Source organism: Streptomyces sp. NPDC051183 (assembly GCF_040682455.1).
Taxonomy (GTDB): Bacteria; Actinomycetota; Actinomycetes; order Streptomycetales; family Streptomycetaceae; genus Streptomyces.
This window is the reverse complement of the sequence record NZ_JBFBBA010000003.1, coordinates 25,482-44,495: the sequence shown is the minus strand read 5'-3', so window position 1 is coordinate 44,495 and position 19,014 is coordinate 25,482. Positions and strand designations below refer to the sequence as shown.

Genomic DNA, 19,014 nt, shown 5'->3' with positions numbered 1-19,014 from the left:
GGAGAAGCCGCCGAAGCCGAGCGCGACGGCCGCTCCCGCCAGCGTCAGGGCGATGTGCCTGGTGGCTGTACGGCGGTGTGCGCGTCGCATGTGTCTGCCCGTCGCTCTGGAGTGTCGGTCGGTGGGTCCAACCATCGTGACCCGATTTCGCCCGAATGGGGCAAAACTGTGCCGATCCTCACGAGGGGCGGCCTCAGGGCACCGAGCGGATCCGGCGGACCAGCACCGACCCCACCAGGGCCAGGGCCCCCGCCAGCGCGTACAGGGCCGTGTACCCGCCGAAGTGGATGACGATCGGGGCCGCGACCGCCGGGGCCAGCACCTGGGGCAGGGCGTTGGCGATGTTGATGACGCCCAGGTCCCTGCCCCGGTCCTCCGCGGTCGGCAGCACGTCCGTGAGCAGGGCGAAGTCCACCGCGGTGTACACGCCGAAGCCCAGGCCGAGGACGAGCGAGGCGACGACCGCGCCGGTCCAGGTCTGCCAGACCGCGAGCAGCAGGGTGGCCGCGGAGATGACCAGCCCCGACCGGATGACGTAGGACTTCCTGCGGCCGCTGCGGTCGGACCGGATCCCGCTGATCACCACCGTGCAGAGCAGGGTCAGTGCGTTGAGCGCGGTGAGGACCAGCACCCCGGTGTCCGCGTCGTCCTCGTAGTGCACCGCGTCGGTCAGGTAGTAGAGCAGGTACATCGTGCTGATCGAGTACGACAGGTTCATCAGGAACCGGGTGAGCCAGGCCCACCCGAAGTCGGGATGGCGGCGCGGGTCGATCCAGAAGCCGGCGAGGAACGTTCCCCACCGGAAGGGCGGCCGGGCGCCGGGGGACAGCGGGGTGTCGCGCCGCATCAGTACGTACGGGACGGCCGCGAGCACCGAGAAGGCGGCGCAGGCGAGGTACCCGGCGCCGATTCCGCCCGCGGCCGTGGCCAGCGCCGTACCCACCAGTACGCCGCAGACCTGGGAGACGCCGAGCCATCCGCCGACCAGCCCCCGCTGCCGGGGCGGCACCTGGTCGGGGACGGCCGCGGTGAGGGCGGCGAACGCGGCGTTGAGGGCGAGCTGGACCAGGCACCAGCCCGCGATCACGGTGGTGACGCTCCGCGCCCCGGCCAGGACCAGCAGCCCGGCGGCCCCGCCGGCCACCCCGGCGATCACCCAGGGGATACGGCGGCCCACGGACGCCGTCGTACGGTCCGAGAGCGCCCCGAAGACGGGGTTGGCGACCATGGACACCGCCGCTCCCACGCCCGTCACCAGGGCGAGGGTGGACGCCTTGTGGTCGGGGGTGAGGTGTTCGGCCTGGCGCGCCAGGAGCAGTTGCAGCGGGCCGAACCAGCCGACCCAGACCCCGAGGTTGGCGAGGGACAGCGCGCCCACCCATCGCCGCCCGGCCCGGGGTGCGGCCTCGGCGGCTCCCTGGCCGGTATCCCCGGTCGCCCCGGCCGCCGTCCCCTCGGCGGTCATCTGCTGCTCTTGATCAGGTCGCGGTACCAGGCGAACGACTCCTTGGGCGTCCGCGCCAGCGTCTCGTAGTCCACGTGGACGAGCCCGAACCGCTGCCGATAGCCCTCCGCCCACTCGAAGTTGTCGAGGATCGACCAGATGAAGTAGCCGCGGACATCGGCGCCCTCCGCCATCGCCTCGTGCAGGGCGCGCACGTGGCCGTCGTGGTAGGCGATGCGGCGGGCGTCGTCGATCCGCCCCGTGGCGGGGTCCGGCCCGTCACCGTACGAGCATCCGTTCTCGGTGATGTACAGGGGCGGCAGCCGGTCGCCGTAGCGCTCGCGCAGGGTGGCGAGCAGTTCGCGGAGCCCGTCCGGGACCACGGGCCAGCCGAAGTCGGTGAGCTCGCGCCCCTCGATCTGGCGGATGGCGAAGGGCAGGTCCGACGGAATCTCGATGCCGCCGAACTCGGATCCGGCGGGGGAGGCCGGCTCGGGGGCGCCGACGAGCATCGGGTTGTAGTAGTTGATCCCGTACCAGTCCAGCGGGGCCGAGATCGTCCTGAGGTCCTCCGCCACCGGGCCGGGCAGCAGGGAGGCCAGCCCCTCGTCCGGGTAGGCGCCCGTCAGGATAGGATCCGCGAAGAGCCGGTTCGTGAGCGTGTCGTACAGCTCGGCGGCCTCCCGGTCGGCGTCGCCGCCGCTCGCCGCCCAGACGGGGCTGTGCGAGACGGCGATGCCGATCCGGGCGGCGCCCTCGGCGCGCAGGGCCTGTACGCCCAGTCCGTGGGCCAGGAGTTGGTGGTGGGCCGCGGGCAGGGCGTCGAAGACGAGCCGTTTGCCGGGGGCGTGCTCCCCGAGGCCGTAGCCGAGGAGGGTGACCTCGGCGGGTTCGTTGATGGTGATCCACATGGGCACGCGGTCGGCGAGGCGCCGGGCGACCACCGAGGCGTACTCCGCGAACCGTTCGGCGGTGTCGCGGACCAGCCACCCGCCCCGCTCCTCCAGGGCGAGCGGGGTGTCCCAGTGGAAGAGGGTGGGCACCGGAGCGATCCCCGAGGCACACAGCTCGTCGACGAGCCGGTCGTAGAAGTCCAGCCCCTTGCCGTTGACCCGGCCGTGGCCTTCGGGCAGGACGCGGGACCATGAGACCGAGAACCGGTAGGCGCCGACGCCCAGTTCGGACATCAGCGCCACGTCCTCCCGGTAGCGCCGGTAGTGGTCGGTGGCCACGTCCGCACGCGAGCCGTCCTTGACGCGTCCGGGCTCCCCGGTGAAGGCGTCCCAGGAGGAGGGGCCGCGGCCGTCGGCGGTGGGCGAGCCCTCGATCTGGAAGGCGGAGGCGGAGACCCCCCAGGTGAAGCCGGGTGGGAACTCGGGTACGGGCGCTGCCATGTGGACTCGCTTAGCTCGGTGTGAGTGTGCGCGTTGCTCACGGCACTTTCGGGCGCGCGAGTCCGCCCTGTCAATGGAAAGTGAACAAGTCTCAACTTTTGCCGAGCGGTGGCGGCCGACGAGCCGGGTCAGCGGTCAGCGGCCTCCCCGGTGTGGGCCAGGACCGCCCGGACGATCGTCGCCCAGTCCGTGCGGTCGACCCCGTGGCCCGCGCCCTCCAGCGTCAACAACCGCGCGCCGGGGATGACTTCGGCCAGCGCCTCGCCGTGCGCGAGGGGGAACATCGGATCGGCCGTCCCGTGGACCACCAGCGTGGGCGCGGCGATCGACGACAGCGACCCCCGCGCCGACTCGCCCTCGGCGAGCAGGTCGTGATTGCGCATGGCGGCGAAGTCGTGTGCCCGCGCGACGTCGCTGCGTACGAGCTCCCGGGCGGCCGCCTCGTCGAAGGGGCGCAGGCCTCCGGCGAGCACGCGCGCGTACGCGACCAGGTAGTCGACCACCGAGTCCGCCCGCGACCAGTCGACCTGGGCGGAGGTCGCGAAGCGCATGAACTCAGGGGTGGGCGGCGGCAGTTCGTCGCCGCCCTCAACCACCCGGGAGGTGCTGATCAGAACGAGGGAGAGGACCCGGTCGGCGTGCCCGAGCGCGACCAGCTGCGCCAACCCCCCTCCGGCGGAGACGCCCACCAGGTGCGCCGCCGGGATCCCGTAGGCATCGAGCACGCCGAGGGCGTCACCGGCCAGGTCCGCGCCCGTGTAGCCGGGCCGGCCCGGCTCGTAGGTCACCGACCGCCCGGTGTCGCGGTGGTCGTAGCGGATCACGAACCGTCCGCCCCCGGCGAGCATCCGGCAGAAGCCCTCCTCCCACCAGAGCATCGAAGCCCCGGTGCCCATGACGAGCAGCACGGGCGGATCCGCCCGGTCACCGAAGGACTCGGTGCACAACTCCACCCCGTGTACGTCGACCAACCGCTCGGCCATCGCCCTGCCTCCTCGACTCCACCGACGCGAGCGCCCGTTGCCCGAGCCCGGCGCGTGCAGTCAACCGCACCCCGCGGGCGGGTTGTGGTGAGGCGCGCCTACTTGCTCCGGAGCTTGCCCAGTGGCTCGGGGGCTTCCTCCAGTTCGGTGGCCGCCGTCTTCCAGCCGGTGTCTTCGGGGTAGAGGGCGCCGCGCAGGAAGGCGGAGGTGAGCTGCTGGATCAGGGCGACGTGTGCGGGGTTCTCGTCGGTCGTCTCGGCCACCTCGTAGCCGGGGATGCCGCCGAGCGAGTGCTCGGCCCCGAACAGCGTGAGCAGGCTCTTGTTGCCCGGGCTGTAGGTGTAGGGGTCGGTGAACCAGTCCGGTCCGCGCGTGGAAAGGTGGGACTGGTCGCTGTCCCCGGCGACGATGAGTGCCGGCGCGGTCATGGTGTCGAAGGACGGCTTCATGAAGGGGAAGTTGTCGGCGGCGAAGGGAACCAGGTCGTCGCCCAGGCCGGTCAGGGCCAGCAGTACGCCCGCCGTGACGCGGGGGTCGGACATGTCCTCCCCGGGCACGCCGTTGGAGTCGAGGACGCGCGCCCCCAGCAGCGTACTGACCGTCTGTGCTCCCCAGGAGTGTCCGGCCACGGCGATGCGGCTGCGGTCGAGGCGCCCGGCCAGGCCCGGTACGGAGGCCTCCAGAACGTCCAGTCCGTCCAGGACTCCCGCGATGTCCTCGATGCGCAAGCGCCAGATCCGGGGCGTGCGGGGGTCTTCGGCGGGGATGCCGAGCGTCCGGGAGTCGAGGTGGGTGGGCTGGACGACCACGAAACCCTGGGCGGCCCAGTGGTCCACCAGAGGAGCGTAGCCGTTCATCGACCAGCCGAAGCCGTGGGAGAAGACGAGGACGGGCAGATCACTGCCGGCGGCGGGGGCGGACACGCGGACATGGAGGTCCTCGCCCCGGCCGGCCGGGGAGGGCAGGACGACCGGCGCCGCGGATAGCACCGTCCTGGGCGCACCGGGGGTCTTTCGCGAGGTCACGGTGTTCGAGTTGGGCATGAGAAGTGCCTTCCGCTCAGTCTTCGCGCATTCCTGGGGGGTCTGACATCATGAGTCAAACGGAACCTCGTTCCGTTTCGACGATACGGAACGCTGTTCCGTTTTGCAAGGTGTAAGGATCAAGGGAAGGAGCGCCGTGGTGAACGACAGCGGTCAGGAAACGGGAAGTCCGGCCGGATCCAAGCGCAAGGACGTCCGGCGCAACCAGCAGACCCTGCTGGATGCGGCCGCCGCCGTCTTCGTCACCTCGGGTGTGGACGCGCCGGTACGCGACATCGCGGCCAGGGCCGGAGTCGGAGTCGGCACGGTCTACCGGCACTTCCCCACCCGGGCGGACCTCGTCATCGCCGTCTACCGCCACCAGGTCGACGCCTGTGCCGAGGCCGGCCCGGCCCTGCTGGCGTCCAGTTCGACACCTCATGCCGCCCTGGGGCGGTGGGTTGACGTCTTCGTCGACTTCCTGGTCACCAAACACGGCCTGGCCGCTGCGATGCAGGGGGACGGCGCCGGCTTCGAGACGCTGCACGCCTACTTCCTGCAACGCCTCCTGCCGGTGTGCACCCAGCTCCTCGACGCTGCCACCGCATCCGGTGAGATCCGCTCCGACCTCGACGCCTACCACCTCATGCGCGGCATCGGAAACCTCTGCATCGGCACCGAGAGCGACCCGCGCTACGACGCGCGGCGCCTGGCCGCACTCCTGATCGCAGGACTGCGCCATCAACCCCTCGACCGAGAGCGGGAGTACTCGGGCAACTAGGGTCGGCGGGCCAGCAGGTGGGCGTCGAGGAAGCCCCGCGCGGAGGCCGGGTCGTGGAGCAGCCGGGCGAAGGTCGTGAGGCCGGCTCCGGCCAGCAGCTCCGCGAACCGGTCCACCGGCCAGCTGTAGGCGGGCGTCACCTTGTGGTCGAAGCGGACCGGCTCCGGCCCGTCGGTCGCGAAGAACGAGACCAGGAGCAGGCCTCCCGGTGCCAGGACGCGCGCCTGCTCGGCGAGGAGCGCGGGCAGTTCCCCGGGCGGGGTGTGGATCATCGAGTAGTGGGCCAGTACGCCGCCGAGCGTGCGGTCCTCGACGGGCATGCTCTCCATCCGGGCCTCGTCGAACCGCAGCTCCGGATGGGCCCGCCGGGCATGGTCGACCATGCCCGGGGAGAGGTCGAGCCCGAAGGCGTCCAGCCCCAAGTCGTGCAGCATGGCCGTCAGATGACCGGGCCCGCACCCCACGTCGGCTGCTCGCGGGTTCCCCGTCCCGCGCACCAGCTCGGCGAAGGTGCCGAGCATCGCCCGCGAGAAGGGGTGCGTCTCCAGCCGATCGGCGAACATCGACGCGTAGAGCCCGACGACTCCGTCGTAGGCATTTCTGGTCTCGTCCTGGTGTTCCGCCACGGCAAGGAAGCTAACACCCGCGCCATTCGCAGTCACCGTCCGGCCCCCGCGGCTTCGGATGCGGCGTGATCGAAGCTCCCTTCCGGGGCCGGGAGTTCAGATGCGCGCGATCAGGGCGTAGCGTTCGTCGGTCACCGGGCCGCCCCACAGGGCGGCGTCGGCGCCGAGGGGTTCGACGCGGAGGTCGCTCACGAGCGGGCGCACCGCGGCGGCCAGGTCGTCGGCCGTGACGCCCCCGTGCCAGGGCAGGGCGTCGGCACCGGCGACGTACGGTACTTCTGCTTGCCCGGCCTCGCGCCAGCGGCCCTCGACAAGGACGAGCAGCCCTCCCGGGCGGGTCCGGGACACCCACTGGTTCAGGGCAGCCGTCGGGTCGGGCAGGGTCCACACCAGGTGGCGGCAGAGCAGTACGTCGAACTCCTCCTCTCCCGTGGGCGGCGCGGCGGCGTCGCCGACCAGGAACCGGCCCGGGAGGCCGGCGGCCGCCAGCTTCGCCCGGGCGGCCTCCACCATCCGCGGCGCCAGGTCGACCCCGGTCACCCGGTGCCCGGCCCCGGCGATCAGCTCGGAGAGCGACCCGGTGCCGCAGCCGACGTCCAGTACGTCGGCCGGGTCGTACGGCAGCCAGCCGGCCAGCAGGTCCGCCCAGGCGGCCCGGGTGTCGGCAGCCCGCAGCCCGTGGTCCGGCTCGGCGTCGAAGTCCGGGGCGGCGGCGTCCCAGTAGGCGGCGATGGCGGCAGCGGGGTTCGTCATCCGGTGATCCTCTCAGCCGCCACTGACAATGCCCGGAAGGGAGCGGTCGCCGTGGTGGGCCAGGGCCGCGTGCGGGTCGTGGCCGGGTGCGTGGTCGACGGCGGGGGCGTGGTCCGTATGGACGGTCGCGGCCGTCAGTCTCGGGACCGCGTGGATGAGGGCGTGCTCGGCGGCGACGGCCACCTCATGGGCCCTCACGACGGTCAGGCGCGCGTCAACGACGATGTCGGCCTCGGCCCGCAGAGCGTGGCCGATCCACCGCATGCGCACCTGTCCGGTGTCCAGCACTCCCTCCACGCCGCGCAACGCCCGCTCCGCGGTGTCGACCAGGGCGGGATCGACGCTGTCCATCAGGCGCCGGTAGACCTCGCGCGCCGCGTCCTTGAGGACCAGCAGGATCGCGATGGTGATCAGCAGGCCGATGACGGGGTCGGCCGTCTGCCGTCCGAGCGCTGCGCCGCCGGCGCCCAGCAGCACGGCCAGGGAGGCGAATCCGTCGGTACGGGCGTGCAGACCGTCCGCGATCAGCGCGGCGGAACCGATCCTCCTGCCCGTGCGGATGCGGTACCGGGCGACCCACTCGTTGCCGACGAAACCGGTCAGCGCGGCCGCGGAGACGGCCCACAGATGAGTGATGTCACGGGGGTTGAACAGCCGGTCCACGGCCACCCAGGCGGCCAGGACCGCCGACGCGGCGATGGTCGCCACGATGAGGATGCCGGCCAGGTCCTCGGCGCGGCCGTAGCCGTACGTGTAGCGGCGGTTCGCCGCCCTGCGTCCGAGCATGAACGCGATCCCGAGGGGAACGGCGGTGAGCGCGTCGGCGGCGTTGTGGATCGTGTCGCCGAGCAGCGCCACCGACCCCGACAGTGCGACGACCAAGGCCTGGACGGCGGTGGTGGCTCCCAGGACGGCCAGGGAGACCCACAGCGTGCGCATCCCCTCCCGGGAGGTCTCCATCGCAGCATCGACCTTGTCGGTGGCCTCGTGACGGTGCGGCCGCACCAGGTGGCCGAACTGGTGCCGGACGCGGGCCGGCCAGGTGGCTCCGGGCCGGTGCCCCGCGCCCGCGTCCCCGACCGCGTCCGCCTCCGCACGGCCATGCTGGTGATCGTGGTGGCGGCCATGTGCATGGGTGTGCGGATTCGCGTCCATGCGGTTCACCGTGGCACATGGATCCGCTTGCGGCTACAACCGTCCTACGCCCTGTGACCAGGTGCGATTCCCACGCAACAGAGGGCCCGGCGCAGTTGGTGCTCCGTGCTCCGTGCTCCGTGCTCAGTGCTCCGTGCTCCGGCGGATCAGGCGTGGGGCAGTTCGCTGACGGCCGAGCGACGGCCTCCGTAGGAGGCGACCAACGCGTCCGCCACGATCGCCGCGTCTTCATCGGCCACGTCCGCCGGGTACTCCGGCAGCAGGTCGTCCCAGATGACCATCCACGACCCGTACAGCTGGGCCTGCCCCTCGGGGCGGGCGAAGAACCAGATGTGCAGGTGGGCGCCACCGTCTCCGATGCGGTAGACGTGGGCCCGCGCGATGTGCGGCAGCGCTTGCACGTGGCGGGCGATGTGTGTGCTCAGCACCCCCAGTTCGGCAGCCAGATCATCGGGCAGGTCCGCCAGGTCGAAGTGATCGAGCGGATGCAGCATCAGCACCAGCGGCACGCCGACTTCCGTGATCCGGGTGAGCCGCCAGCGGTCGTTGAACCAGATCCCTTCCTCCCGGCTGCGGCACGAGTCGCAGTCCGACGGATCCTCGCCGTGCCGCGGGGGTTCGGGCAGAACCGGCGGGCGCAACGGCGCGACGCGCAGCCCCTCCGGCTCGAACGGGCTGATGTCCCACCCCGTCATACGGGACAGCGGGAGCCGCTGTTCACCGTCCGCAGCGGTACTTGCGTGGTCGTAGAACTCGTCAGGTCGCAAAGCCATGCCCGAAGACTACTGTTGTTCGATGTGGACCAGCATCCACGCATGGACCCGCACGAACCAGCGGACGTAGACCACCCGAGGACCTCGCAGATCCTCGACAGCGTCGAGAAGCGGATGGCCCTGGCCCGGTCCGGCAACTGGGCGGCGCTGTGGGGCTGGCAGCGGCGGACGCGGTCGCGGTGGCCCCGACACGAACGGCGGCCCTTGCCGTCCGTGATCGGAGGGCAAGGACCGCCGTCGTGCTCAGACCCGGGCGGACCCGGTCACTTGGACTGGGTGGAGACGCTCACACCGCTGAAGTCCTGCGCGGCGGCGAGGCTGAAGTAGACCCAGCCGGACGGCGGGTTGTCGATCGTCAGGGTCTCGCCGTTGCCGGCGTTGGTGGACTTCGCCCGGTAGCTGCCGGTGGTGGCCCAGTTGCTGCCGCCGTAGTACAGATCGGCGTTGCCGGCGCCGCCGCTGCTGGTGATGGTCAGCTGCTTGAGACCGGCCGGCAGGTACATGAAGTGGTAGCTGTAGTTGCCGGCGGCGGCCGCGAGGTTGTCCCGGCGGCAGTTCTTGTCGAACTGACGGGGGTCGCTGATGGTGCACAGCGGTGTGGTCGCGGCCTCCGGCAGCGGGCCGCAGTCGCTGGTCGCGCAGGCGGTCGCCAGCCAGGTGGCGAAGCCGGCGTCGTAGCGGGTGCCGATGGTCTGCTTCAGGAAGGTGCGGGCTCCGTTCCAGTCGCCGGCGCGGTACTTGTTCAGCACGGTCTCGACGTCGGCGGGGTGCGCCTGGAGCATGTAGCGGACCGCGAGGAAGCCCCAGCGGTAGACCCGGTTCGAGTTGACCTCGGGGTCCTCCTCCTGGCCGTAGACCGTGTCGAACAGGTCGCTGAGCTTGTACGTGTTCTTGCGGGCCTCGGCGATCGCGTCGGCGTTGCGCTCGCCCCGGTAGCCGAAGGAGATGTTCTCGGCGATGCCCTCGACCCACCAGATGGTCGGCGTGACGATGCCGGCCTCGAAGTCGCCGGCCATGTTGTAACGGCCGTCGAGGTAGTGGGTGTACTCGTGGTTGAGGTTCCAGATCTGGAAGTCCGGGCGCAGCCAGTGGGCCTCGTGGGCGATGAAGCGGGCCTGGTTGCCGGCGGCGGCCGGGTTGCCCTCCTCGTACATGCCGCCGTTGTCGACGTCGATGTTGTAGATCGCCCAGGCGTACAGCGAGTAGTGGGTGTAGTCGTCGAAGACGACGACCTCCAGGTTGGTGTTCACGTCACCGGGGATCGCGCCCTTGTCGCCGATGACCCGGTGGAAGTAGGCGTCCTGGTTGACCAGGCTGGTGCAGGTGGCGGCCAGCTGGCCGGGGGACATGTCCTGGGCGCGGATCTTCAGGTCCGGGGTGCAGGTGTGCTGGATCGGCAGGACCGCCGGGAGCACGCGCTCGCCCAGCTCGCAGATGGCGTAGGCCGCGCAGTTGCCCCTGTCGTACTGACGCGTGTACCAGCCCAGGTTCATGGTGATCGGCGCGGTGGGGCCGACGTTCGGGTAGCGGTTGATCAGGTCCTTCAGCAGCGGCCGGACCCGGTCCTTGAGCTCGGGGACGTCGAGGGCGTGGCCGAGGAAGCGGCCGACGTTGCTGACGACGTCCAAGCGGTTCAGCTGCGCGCTGTTGCGCGTGATGAAGCCGGCCCAGGTGTTGAGGATGGCGGGGTCGGCCTTGAGGGCGGCCCGCCAGCCGCGGTCGTCGTTCTTGGCCTTGAAGCCGTTCTCGACGACCCATTCGACGTGCTGCATGGCGAGGTTCATCTGGCCGGGCCACGTGCCGTCGTAGCTGCCGAGCATCCACTTGACGACGCCGGCGTACCGGCCGGCCGCGTGGGTGCTGTCGATCAGCGTGACGACCTCGTTGAGGATCTCGCCGTTGGCGTCGGTGACGTCCTTGCTGCGCGGGGAGGCGAAGAAGGCGTCCAGCGCGCCGCGCGCCGCGCTGTCCAGCGCGGTGCCGTAGTCGCCGACGGCGTCCGCGTTGTTGTCCTGCACGTAGTAGCCGGCGCGCAGGAACAGCACCAACTGCCCGATGGCTGCGCTGTTGTCGCCCGTGTAGGAGGCGGAGGCTTCGCGCAGCGCGCCCGCGACGGTCACCATCTGGGCCTCGCGGAAGGCCTTCCGGGCGTTCTCCCCGGTGAGGCCGAACAGCGGGTACGTACAGTCGATCCGGGGGAGTGCCTTGAGCTGCTGGACCAGCGCGCTGCCGGTGGCGTTGATGACGCCGGAGAGGTCGGTGCACTCGGCTGCGGCGGCGGACGCCGAGGACTGCCGGTCGGCCTTGTCGGCCTTGTCGGTCCTGGCGGGCTGGACGGCGGGCGCGGGGGCCGGGCCGGACTCCAGGGCGCTGTCCTGCGAGGAGATCCGGAAGCGCGTGCTGTTGCTCATCGCGTCGGGCGACTTGGGGACCGGGATCGACCGCGGCGCCGAGGCCGCGGCTCCCCTTGCGCTCGCACCGGCCGGGGCCGTGGCGCCCGCGGAGGCCGCCTGGCTCTGCGGCGCGAACAGGCCGAGCGCAATGAAGACGGCTGCGCCGAGCGCAGGAAGTCTGCGCGCGCCGGCCTTCGGTATGCGGAAGGGATGCATCTGTGGGGGCCTCCGGGGCCTGTGGCCGCGTGCTGGGGACACGGGCGGTTGACGTGTGACATGTAAAATTTCACATGTCGCATCGTGCTGGAAGTCTTCTGTCCAGATTGGCGGCCACCGAAATTGAAACGTTGTCAACTTCCAGTGCGAGCCGCGGTCGTGGCGTGCCGTGAAGGGATTCGGAGCAGAACTAACAGTGCTTATATAAATGCTGTTACGATACGGCCGTGACCGACCCCCAGGCCTTCGACCCGACACGGCAGAGCCTCTGGCGACCCCTGCGCCTGCTCCAGGCATCAATGGACGCCGACATCGCCCGGGTCTACTCCGAGCAGCAGATCGACGGGCTCAAGCCCAGCTACGTCATGGAGTTGCTCCGGCTCCACGCCCACGGACCCATGACCATCGCGGAACTGGCCGAGTCGGTGCAGCGCACGCACTCGGCGCTCAGCCAGAAGGTCGCTGCCATGCGCAAGGCCGGCTGGGTCGATACCGTCGTGGGCGACGACGCGCGCACCAGAAAGGTGACGCTCACTGACGAGGCCCGCCGTGTCGTCGGGCGCCTCGCGGCGGAATGGCGGGCCACCGAGGCCGCCCTCGCCGACCTGGAAACCGAGATTCCGTACCCGCTCTCCCAGGTCGTCACCGACATCGAGCGGGCTCTCGAACGCAAGAGCTTCCATGACCGGATCGCCGAGAAACTGGCCGCGGAACCCGAATGGGGTTGAAGCACGCACTGATCGACGTGACACCGCTCCGGTCGTCACCACCCTTCCGGCGGTTGTGGATCGGTCAGACCCTGTCCGGATTCGGCAGCCAGATGACAGTCGTGGCCGTCATGTTCCAGGTCTGGCAGACGACGAAGAGCACCACGTGGACGGGCGCCGTCGGGCTGGCGCAGGCGATTCCCCTCCTCGTACTCGGACTCTTCGCGGGATCGCTCGTCGACCGGGTGGACCGCCGGAAGTTCTACCTCCTCATGACCGGCGGGCAAGCGGGATGTTCGCTCCTCCTCGCGCTCCAGGGCTTCCTCGGAGACTTGCCCGCAGCCGGCGTTCTGGGGCTGGTCGCACTCCAGTCCTGCTTCGGCGCAGGCAGCGGCCCGGCCTCGCGGACCTTCGTTCCGCACCTTCTGCTGTGCCTCGGCGCCGTGGTCGCGGTGGAGCCGCTACGGCAGATCTGCGGAACGCGAAGCGCTGACGGCGCAGGTGCGCAGCTCGCACTGGGCCGCTGCCCCGCTCACGCGTGCTTGCGGATCACGCCGAGGTAGTGCCGGTACCGGTGCGGGAGAAGACGACGAGTGCGTCCATCAACGCCGCGGAAGCGCAGGTCACAGCTGCCAGTACCTCCCCGCGCGGGAATCCACGTGCACCACGTGCCGCCCGACGCGCACCACGTGGTGGTCCGGGCCGGACCAGGAGCCGGTGGCGCCATCGGCGCCGGGCACGGGGGCGGACGCCGCGACGCCGCCGCGCAGCCAGACCACTTCACGGTCCTCGACGAGGGGCCCGCCGTTGCGGCTGATGCCGCGCCGCAGCCAGGCCCCGTACGCGGGTACCGGGACTCCGCGGCGGGACGGCACGGGGCTGGCCGGCCCGGGCTCAGGCGCGGTCATCGGCGGCGGGCTCGGCGGGCTCGTCCACGGCCAGGAGCGTCAGCGGTACGTTGCCCCGCACCGCCTGGGAGTACGGGCAGACCGCGTCCGCCCGGTGCAGCAGGGGCTGGAGGTCCGCCGCCCGCCACCCGGGCAGGCTGACGGTGAGGGCCACCGCGAGGCCGTATCCCGCGGGCGTGTCCGTGGTGCCGAGCTGCACTTCGCAGGCGACGCGCGCGGCCGAGGCGTCCGCCCCGAACTCGGCGGCGACCTCCGCGAGCGCCGAGGTGAAGCAGGCGGCGAAACCGGCCGCGAACAGCTGCTCCGGATTGGTCGTGCCCGGCACCTTCTCGCGCGGCGGGGCGAGGAGGATGTCCAGGCGCCCGTCGTCCGTGCGGACGGACCCGGTACGGCCCCCGGCAGCGTGCGCGATCGTCCGGTACAGGCTGCGGGTGAGCGGCACGGTCATGGTGTTCGGCCCATCTTGCTCGACGAGGACACCGCCCCGGCGGGTCGGCGTACGGCGCTGCTCGTGCAGCAGCACCTCGCGCGTCGTCGTGCGTGACCGGGTACGGCGCATCTCGTCCGGGGCCTCGAAACCGGCCGCCGGACAAACTAGCAACGCGGGCCCCCGCCCGGGACCCGCCCCCACGGTGACGTTCCTCACCCACGAGTACCCGGGCACCTGGGGCGGACCAAGCCCAGGGACCCGACGCCCGCACCGGCCATGAGTAACGCCCTGCCCGCGCAGTGCGCGGACAGGGCGTTACTTGTGTTCGGGCCCGGCCCGGGCCCGGGGTCGATCAGTCCGTTCGGACCAGCTCCCAGCTCATGGAGTCACCCGAGCCGACCGTGAGGGTTCCGTCGCGGAACCCGAGCACGGCGCCGTACAGCTCGCCGACCTCATTGTGAACCGGTGACACCTCAAGGATGTCGTCGAGGCCGGGCCGGCCAAGGTCTTCGATGGGCTCGAACACCCAAGCCTCCGGCGGCCAGGCCCAGTCGGGTAGGGCGGGCCATCCGCCGTCCGCGATCCGCAGGGTCCAATCGGTCCCGTTCCACAGCATCGTGGAACCGCCCGACGCGAGGATCAGTTCGATCCCCTCGGCACTCCAGTCATCGCCCTCAGGCAGGTACCTCACGGCGAAGGCGGCCTCCACGGTCTCGCCCTGGAGGTCGACGGGCCGCCGGTCGGTCACTTCTTGCAGCCACAGGTCATGGGAGTAGCGTTCTCGTACCACCTGTTGAGACCCTTGTCCATGGGGAAGAGCGTAACGAACTCTCCGTTGCCCTTGGTGATCACGAGGTCCTGGCCCTTGCGGTAGAAGAAGTAGTCGTCGGAGCCGCCGCCGTCCGGGTTGTAGGGGCCCTGACGCACGTCCTCGTGGTTCGTGCGGACGTCCGTGATCTTGTCGCGGTAGGCCTGGCGAGCGGCCTGGTCGCCGGGGTGCGCTCCGTAGTCCTTGGAGTGCTTGCCCCACTTCTTTCCGAACTGGTCTTCAACAATGCTGAGATCCGGACCGCAGCTCGTGTTGTGCACGAGGACCGCAGTGGTGCCGGCCAGCACGTAGTAGGTGTGGAGGTCGTTGACCGTGAGGTTGTAGGCGGGGGCGAGCCCCGTCCAGTGGCGGACGTTGGCGATCTGCGCCGTGCTGCCCTCGGGGGTGCGCAGGGTGTCCTGCGGGGTGAGGTCTGCCGCCACCTTCCACGTCTTGCCGCTCTCGGACCAGAACGGGTGGTGGCCGGTCGCGGTGAGCGAACCGCCGCCGCTGTTCGGGGCGAGGGTGATGTCGGTGAACTCGCGGTCGTCCGGGGTGTAGATCGTCGCGTCGACCTGGCGCGGGCCGGTGACGCCCGTGTACGGGTCGGTGGCAAGGACCGCGTCGCCCGGCTTGATCTGCTCGATCGGACGGGTGGTCTTGTCGCCCATCAGAACGGGAGTGCCGGCCGGGAAACTGTTCTTCGGCGTGAGGCACGGCGGGAGCTTGCCGTACTTCGTGCCCTTGGCGACGCTCTGAATGCCGTCGTAGATCTTTCCGGCGATCTTGATCTTGCCGATCGGCAGGACACCGGCAGCGGCCATGACGCAGCCGCCGAGGGAGGGGTCCTTGATGCACTTTTCGATGTCGGCGGCGCCGGACAGCTCCCAGGCGGCCTTGCCCAGGAGCTTGGCGAGCTCCAGGTCGGGCTTGCCGATCACGAGCTCGTACTTGTCCTGGTTCAGCGCGCACGGCGGCAGGGTGTCCCGGTTGAACGGGATGATGCAGGGCTTCTTCTTGTTCTTCTCGGCCTCGGCCTGCTGCTTGCGCACCTCCTCGGCCTTGCGCTGCGCTTCGGCGAGCTCTGCCTCGCGCTTCACCTTGACGTCGGCCCACGCCTGGGAGGCCGCGCCCTCGGCCTCGGTCTTGCTCTTGCCGGCCTGGATGGCCGACTCCTTGGCACGAGCAGCGGAGAGGTCCGCCTCGCGCGCGGATTCACGGGCGTAGTTCGCGGAGAAAGCGGCCTGGGCGGCGGAGGCCTCGGCGGCGTCGGCGTCGCGGTTGGCGTTGTTCGCCGCGTTGCGGGCGGTGACGGCCGATGCCTTGGCCTGGTCGGCGCTCTTGGTGGCCGCGGCGGCGGACTTCTGAGCGTCCTTGGCGTAGCCGTTGGCAAGGGTTGCGGACTTGTCGGCCTCGGCGGCCCACTTCTGGGCGTCGGCGTCGGCCTTGTTGGCACGGGCTGCGGCCTCGGCGGCGCGCCAGCGGCTGGCCTGGGCATTGGCGGAGATGATCTCGCCCTCGGCGAGGATCCGGCCGATCTGGGCGCGGTGGTGGTCCGTCAGGTCGTCCTTGCGGGCGGCCGTGTACTGGCCGGCAATGACGAACTCGTGGAGCTTCTCCGGCGTTCCTGCGAGGGCGGCCTTCGCGGCGGCCCGCAGTTCGCCGTTGGTCTCGCTGCCGTCCGCCGCGTCCTTCTTGTTGGCCAAGGCGGAGGCGATGACCTCTTCATCGGTCAGCCGGGCACCGTACTGGCTGACCTCCAGGAAGGTGGCCAGGGCCTTGCCGGAGCCGTCGGCCAGGGCGGCCTTGGCGTCCTTCTTGACGCTGTCGCCGCCGTCGTTGTTCACCTTGGAGACGGCGACCGCCAGGTCGTCCGCTCCCACCGCGTACTGGCCGGTGGTGTAGAAGTCGGAGATCTGCTGCGTGTTGCCCTTGAGCGCCTCGACGGCACCCGCCCGAATGGAGGCGTGAGGGCTGGCCACGCTCAGCTGGACGACACGGTCCCGGATCTCCTCCAGGCTCGCCTTCTTCCAGCCGCTGCGCAGGTACTCCAGGACCTCCGAGTCGGTACCACCGAGGGCACGCGCCGCCGAGTCCTGGTTCCAGGGGCCGCGGAGATTGAAGGCGTCCAGGGCGAGCTTGCGCCCCTTGGCAGCGGTGGCCGCGACGTCCACGTCCGGCTTGGCCGCCTCGGCGCCCAGCGTCGCGGCGGTGGTGTCCAGGGTGCGGGCGTCACGGGCGACAGAGGCGGAGGCGGAGATCAGACGCTGGGTCTGCTCCTTCTCCGAGCGGGCGCGCTCCAGAGCAGCGTCGCTGCGCGAGGCCAGCTCCTCCTGCTCGACGTCGAGAGCAACCTGGTGCACCTGCTTGGCCGTGTTCACAGCCTTGGTCGCGGCGTCGGCCGCCACCCGCGCGGCTTCGGCCCACTTACGGGCGTCCGCCGCGGCCTGAGCCGCTTGACCCGCGTACTTTGCGGCGAGCTCGGCGGCCGCGGCCGCGTTCTCGGCGTGCTTGGCGGCGTCACGGGCGGCGTCGCGGGCATCGAACGCCTGCTGGGCCGCGCGGCGGGCGAGGGCCCCGGCGTTGTTCGCCGCGCGGTTCGCGGTGTTCGCGTGGCGACGGGCCTCGGCGGCCGCGTTACGAGCCTCGGCGGAGAAGACACCGGCGGCCTCGGCGTGCCGGTTGGCCTCCTCGGCGGAAGTCGCGGCCGCGTTCGCGTGGTCACCTGCGGTGCGAGCACCGTCGGCGGCGATACCGGCGGCCAGCGAGGCCTCGCCCGCCTTCTGGGCGGCGTCGGCCGAGGTCTTGGTCAGGAGCGCGGCGTCGCGCGCGTCCTTCGCAGCCTTATTGGCCGTCTCCGCCTTGGTCGCGTCACCGGCCGCGGCAATCGCGGCGTTGTAGGCGTTGTTCGCGGCGTTCGCGGCCGCGGAGGCGGCGTTCGCGGTCTGCGCGGCCGCGAACGCGGCCGTGCGGGCTGCGCGGTTCGCGGCGTTCGCGGCACCGACCGCCAGCTGCGCCGCGGCGGCGGCCTCACGTGCCGACTGGGCGGCCTGCTTCGCCTTGTAGGCGGCCCGGTCGGCGTCCTTGCGGGCCTCCTCGGTCTCCTTGGCCGCCTTCAGGGCGGCGGCCCTGGCGTTGTCGGCGGCCTCGACGGCCTTGGCGGCAGCGGCCTCGGCCTTCTTCGTCGCCGCTTCGGTCTGGAGACCGGCCTGCTTGGCCTGCTCGGTCAGCTGAGCGACGGTGGCGTGCTCCTGGTCACGGTTACGGGCGACGTACTGCCCGATCTCCAGGAACTCCGCGATGTCGTCCGGCGTGCCCCTCAGGGCGTTCTTGCCCGCGAGCTTCAGGTTCGGCCCGCCTGAGCTGACCAGCTTCGAGACCTCGACCTCGTTGTCGATCTCCCGCGCCTCGTACTGGCCCTTCTCCAGGAACTTGGCAACGGCCTCGGGGCCGGCCTGGAGCGCGGTCTTTCCCGCCTCCTTGACCCCTGGACCGCCGAAGTTGATGACCTGCGACGCCTCGACCTCGCGGTCCTCGGCCAACGGCTTCTGCCAGCCGTTGCGCATGAACTCCTGGAGTTCCTCGGGGGTGCCCTTGAGAGCAGTCTTCCCGGCCTTGCGGACTGCCGGACCACCCGTGCGGAAGATCCGGCTGGCGTCGATGTAGTCGTCGTCGTACTGGATCGCGGGCATCTCGGCGAAGAACGCCTTGACGTCGGCGTCGGTCCCCAACAGGGCCCTCTCTGCCGCTGCCTGAAGTCCGGCACCGCCGTACTTCCAGGCCTGCACCACATAGGAGCGGTCAGAGGAAGGCTCGTCCGTGCCGTCCCAGTCCGCAGCGGCGGCAGGCGATGCCCCCAGCAGGCCCGCGGTCATTGCCACGGGAAGGGCGACGCCGAAGAAGCCGCGGAGCGCCCTTCTCACCGTCCCCGATGGTGCGGCGGAGCCTGAGGCTCCGGACATGCGTGTGCGCCGTTGCATACGGCGTGGTCCCCTCGTTCGATGTTGTCCTCGCGCGCGAGGGCATGAAGAAGGGAGCTCCGGTCACAGTTCGTTCGTGCTGCAGCGGATGTCACACGCATGCAGTCGGCCGATCCCCCGGACGGTCCTCCCCCTTGACCGCCGCACAACCGTGCTGAAGCGGCCCCCCTGGGCGCCTGAGGGCGTGGTCCTTGTGGGAGACGGTAACCGCTGATGGCCCTGCATATCAACTAGCGTTTCAATTCAATCAAGGCAGGTTGGGGTGGGGGTGCGAACCCGCAGCTTCCAGCTCCGTCGATGCGGGCTGTGCCCGGTGGCTACCCGGCCCGCACCGGGCGCGTCGGGCGGCGTGGCGCGTTGAAGCCGCGACTGCGAGCGGTTCCAGCTCCGCCTGTTCAGTCCCGTCAGGTGCGGTTCAGGGGCAGGGCCTGTGGTCCCGCGCAGGTGGATCTGCGGCGGCAGGTCGGCGGCTGCCGGCTGCGGCCAGGCCCGCGGCTCCGGCCAGGTGGCACGGGCGGTGGCCGCTGCCGGGGCCTCGTGCGCGCCCAGCGGGGCTATGGTTTCCGTAGTGTTCAGGGTGTATGGGAACTGATTTCGTTGAGATCTGGCGCAGGAATGGCGATATCGGTAGCGTGAGGGTT

The 19,014-nt window shown here is 70.9% G+C and carries 15 protein-coding genes, 1 pseudogene and 1 riboswitch; of the genes and pseudogenes, 3 read left to right on the top strand and 13 right to left on the bottom strand.

The annotated features are described in order from the left end of the window. Window positions 1-193: 193 nt before the first annotated feature. The 4 genes from AB0M99_RS03415 to AB0M99_RS03400 form a co-directional block, all read right to left on the bottom strand. Window positions 194-1,465: an MFS transporter gene (locus AB0M99_RS03415; protein ID WP_365916956.1), complete on the bottom strand. Its 1,272-nt coding sequence runs from the start codon at window positions 1,463-1,465 to the stop codon at window positions 194-196. Then, a complete protein-coding gene (locus tag AB0M99_RS03410) occupies window positions 1,462-2,838 on the bottom strand; it encodes a GH1 family beta-glucosidase (RefSeq protein WP_365916955.1) in 1,377 nt (458 codons plus the stop codon). Before AB0M99_RS03410 ends, AB0M99_RS03415 begins: the two co-directional genes overlap by 4 nt. 128 nt (window positions 2,839-2,966) lie before the next feature. Then, window positions 2,967-3,821 carry an alpha/beta fold hydrolase gene (locus AB0M99_RS03405; RefSeq protein ID WP_365916954.1) on the bottom strand — a complete coding sequence of 285 codons (855 nt, stop codon included), beginning with the start codon at window positions 3,819-3,821 and terminating at the stop codon, window positions 2,967-2,969. A gap of 98 nt (window positions 3,822-3,919) precedes the next feature. Further along, the gene (locus tag AB0M99_RS03400) at window positions 3,920-4,864 is read right to left on the bottom strand and encodes a chlorophyllase (RefSeq protein ID WP_365916953.1); all 945 of its coding nucleotides are present in this window, start codon (window positions 4,862-4,864) and stop codon (window positions 3,920-3,922) included. Between the two features lie 139 nt (window positions 4,865-5,003). Between AB0M99_RS03400 and AB0M99_RS03395 the strand changes: the two genes are divergently transcribed. After that, window positions 5,004-5,624 carry a TetR/AcrR family transcriptional regulator gene (locus AB0M99_RS03395; protein ID WP_365916952.1) on the top strand — a complete coding sequence of 207 codons (621 nt, stop codon included), beginning with the start codon at window positions 5,004-5,006 and terminating at the stop codon, window positions 5,622-5,624. Here AB0M99_RS03395 and AB0M99_RS03390 read toward each other — a convergent pair. The 5 genes from AB0M99_RS03390 to AB0M99_RS03370 all read right to left on the bottom strand — a co-directional run bounded on the left by AB0M99_RS03390 (window position 5,621) and on the right by AB0M99_RS03370 (window position 11,540). Further along, the gene (locus tag AB0M99_RS03390) at window positions 5,621-6,250 is read right to left on the bottom strand and encodes a class I SAM-dependent methyltransferase (RefSeq protein ID WP_365916951.1); all 630 of its coding nucleotides are present in this window, start codon (window positions 6,248-6,250) and stop codon (window positions 5,621-5,623) included. The genes AB0M99_RS03395 and AB0M99_RS03390 overlap by 4 nt on opposite strands. A gap of 96 nt (window positions 6,251-6,346) precedes the next feature. Beyond that, entirely contained in the window at window positions 6,347-7,003 is a 657-nt protein-coding gene (locus tag AB0M99_RS03385) for a class I SAM-dependent methyltransferase (protein WP_365916950.1), read from the bottom strand. A gap of 12 nt (window positions 7,004-7,015) precedes the next feature. Further along, a complete protein-coding gene (locus AB0M99_RS03380) occupies window positions 7,016-8,158 on the bottom strand; it encodes a cation diffusion facilitator family transporter (protein WP_365916949.1) in 1,143 nt (380 codons plus the stop codon). 146 nt (window positions 8,159-8,304) lie between these two features. Beyond that, window positions 8,305-8,931 carry a hypothetical protein gene (locus AB0M99_RS03375; RefSeq protein WP_365916948.1) on the bottom strand — a complete coding sequence of 209 codons (627 nt, stop codon included), beginning with the start codon at window positions 8,929-8,931 and terminating at the stop codon, window positions 8,305-8,307. A 263-nt stretch (window positions 8,932-9,194) separates the two neighbouring features. Beyond that, window positions 9,195-11,540, bottom strand: coding sequence for a collagenase (locus AB0M99_RS03370; RefSeq protein WP_365916947.1), 2,346 nt, complete (start codon window positions 11,538-11,540; stop codon window positions 9,195-9,197). A 227-nt stretch (window positions 11,541-11,767) separates the two neighbouring features. Here AB0M99_RS03370 and AB0M99_RS03365 point away from each other — a divergent pair, with 227 nt between their 5' ends. Together AB0M99_RS03365 and AB0M99_RS03360 are read left to right on the top strand one after the other, a co-directional pair. Next, on the top strand, window positions 11,768-12,268 hold the full coding sequence (locus AB0M99_RS03365; RefSeq protein WP_365916946.1) for a MarR family transcriptional regulator: 501 nt from the start codon (window positions 11,768-11,770) through the stop codon (window positions 12,266-12,268). Continuing rightward, a pseudogene (locus tag AB0M99_RS03360) lies at window positions 12,259-12,675 on the top strand (MFS transporter); the annotation flags it as partial. The gene AB0M99_RS03365 and the pseudogene AB0M99_RS03360, both read left to right, overlap by 10 nt. A gap of 195 nt (window positions 12,676-12,870) precedes the next feature. Here the strand turns inward: AB0M99_RS03360 and AB0M99_RS03355 are convergent. The 4 genes from AB0M99_RS03355 to AB0M99_RS03340 form a co-directional block, all read right to left on the bottom strand. Beyond that, on the bottom strand, window positions 12,871-13,155 hold the full coding sequence (locus AB0M99_RS03355) for a hypothetical protein (protein ID WP_365916945.1): 285 nt from the start codon (window positions 13,153-13,155) through the stop codon (window positions 12,871-12,873). Further along, window positions 13,142-13,678 (bottom strand): Ohr family peroxiredoxin, encoded by a 537-nt coding sequence (locus AB0M99_RS03350; protein ID WP_365916944.1) that lies wholly within the window; start codon window positions 13,676-13,678, stop codon window positions 13,142-13,144. The genes AB0M99_RS03355 and AB0M99_RS03350 overlap by 14 nt, the downstream gene beginning before the upstream one ends. 2 nt (window positions 13,679-13,680) lie before the next feature. Beyond that, window positions 13,681-13,742, bottom strand: a riboswitch (guanidine-III (ykkC-III) riboswitch). A 195-nt stretch (window positions 13,743-13,937) separates the two neighbouring features. After that, window positions 13,938-14,294 (bottom strand): hypothetical protein, encoded by a 357-nt coding sequence (locus AB0M99_RS03345; RefSeq protein WP_365916943.1) that lies wholly within the window; start codon window positions 14,292-14,294, stop codon window positions 13,938-13,940. A gap of 35 nt (window positions 14,295-14,329) precedes the next feature. After that, a complete protein-coding gene (locus AB0M99_RS03340; RefSeq protein WP_365916942.1) occupies window positions 14,330-18,316 on the bottom strand; it encodes a polymorphic toxin-type HINT domain-containing protein in 3,987 nt (1,328 codons plus the stop codon). Between the last annotated feature and the right edge of the window lie 698 nt (window positions 18,317-19,014).

Coding starts and splice junctions, on each gene's coding strand:
- AB0M99_RS03415 (WP_365916956.1), bottom strand. CDS start 1,465: ATGACCGCCGAGGGGACGGCGGCCGGGGCGACCGGGGATACCGGCCAG.
- AB0M99_RS03410 (WP_365916955.1), bottom strand. CDS start 2,838: ATGGCAGCGCCCGTACCCGAGTTCCCACCCGGCTTCACCTGGGGGGTC.
- AB0M99_RS03405 (WP_365916954.1), bottom strand. CDS start 3,821: ATGGCCGAGCGGTTGGTCGACGTACACGGGGTGGAGTTGTGCACCGAG.
- AB0M99_RS03400 (WP_365916953.1), bottom strand. CDS start 4,864: ATGCCCAACTCGAACACCGTGACCTCGCGAAAGACCCCCGGTGCGCCC.
- AB0M99_RS03385 (WP_365916950.1), bottom strand. CDS start 7,003: ATGACGAACCCCGCTGCCGCCATCGCCGCCTACTGGGACGCCGCCGCC.
- AB0M99_RS03380 (WP_365916949.1), bottom strand. CDS start 8,158: ATGGACGCGAATCCGCACACCCATGCACATGGCCGCCACCACGATCAC.
- AB0M99_RS03375 (WP_365916948.1), bottom strand. CDS start 8,931: ATGGCTTTGCGACCTGACGAGTTCTACGACCACGCAAGTACCGCTGCG.
- AB0M99_RS03370 (WP_365916947.1), bottom strand. CDS start 11,540: ATGCATCCCTTCCGCATACCGAAGGCCGGCGCGCGCAGACTTCCTGCG.
- AB0M99_RS03355 (WP_365916945.1), bottom strand. CDS start 13,155: ATGACCGCGCCTGAGCCCGGGCCGGCCAGCCCCGTGCCGTCCCGCCGC.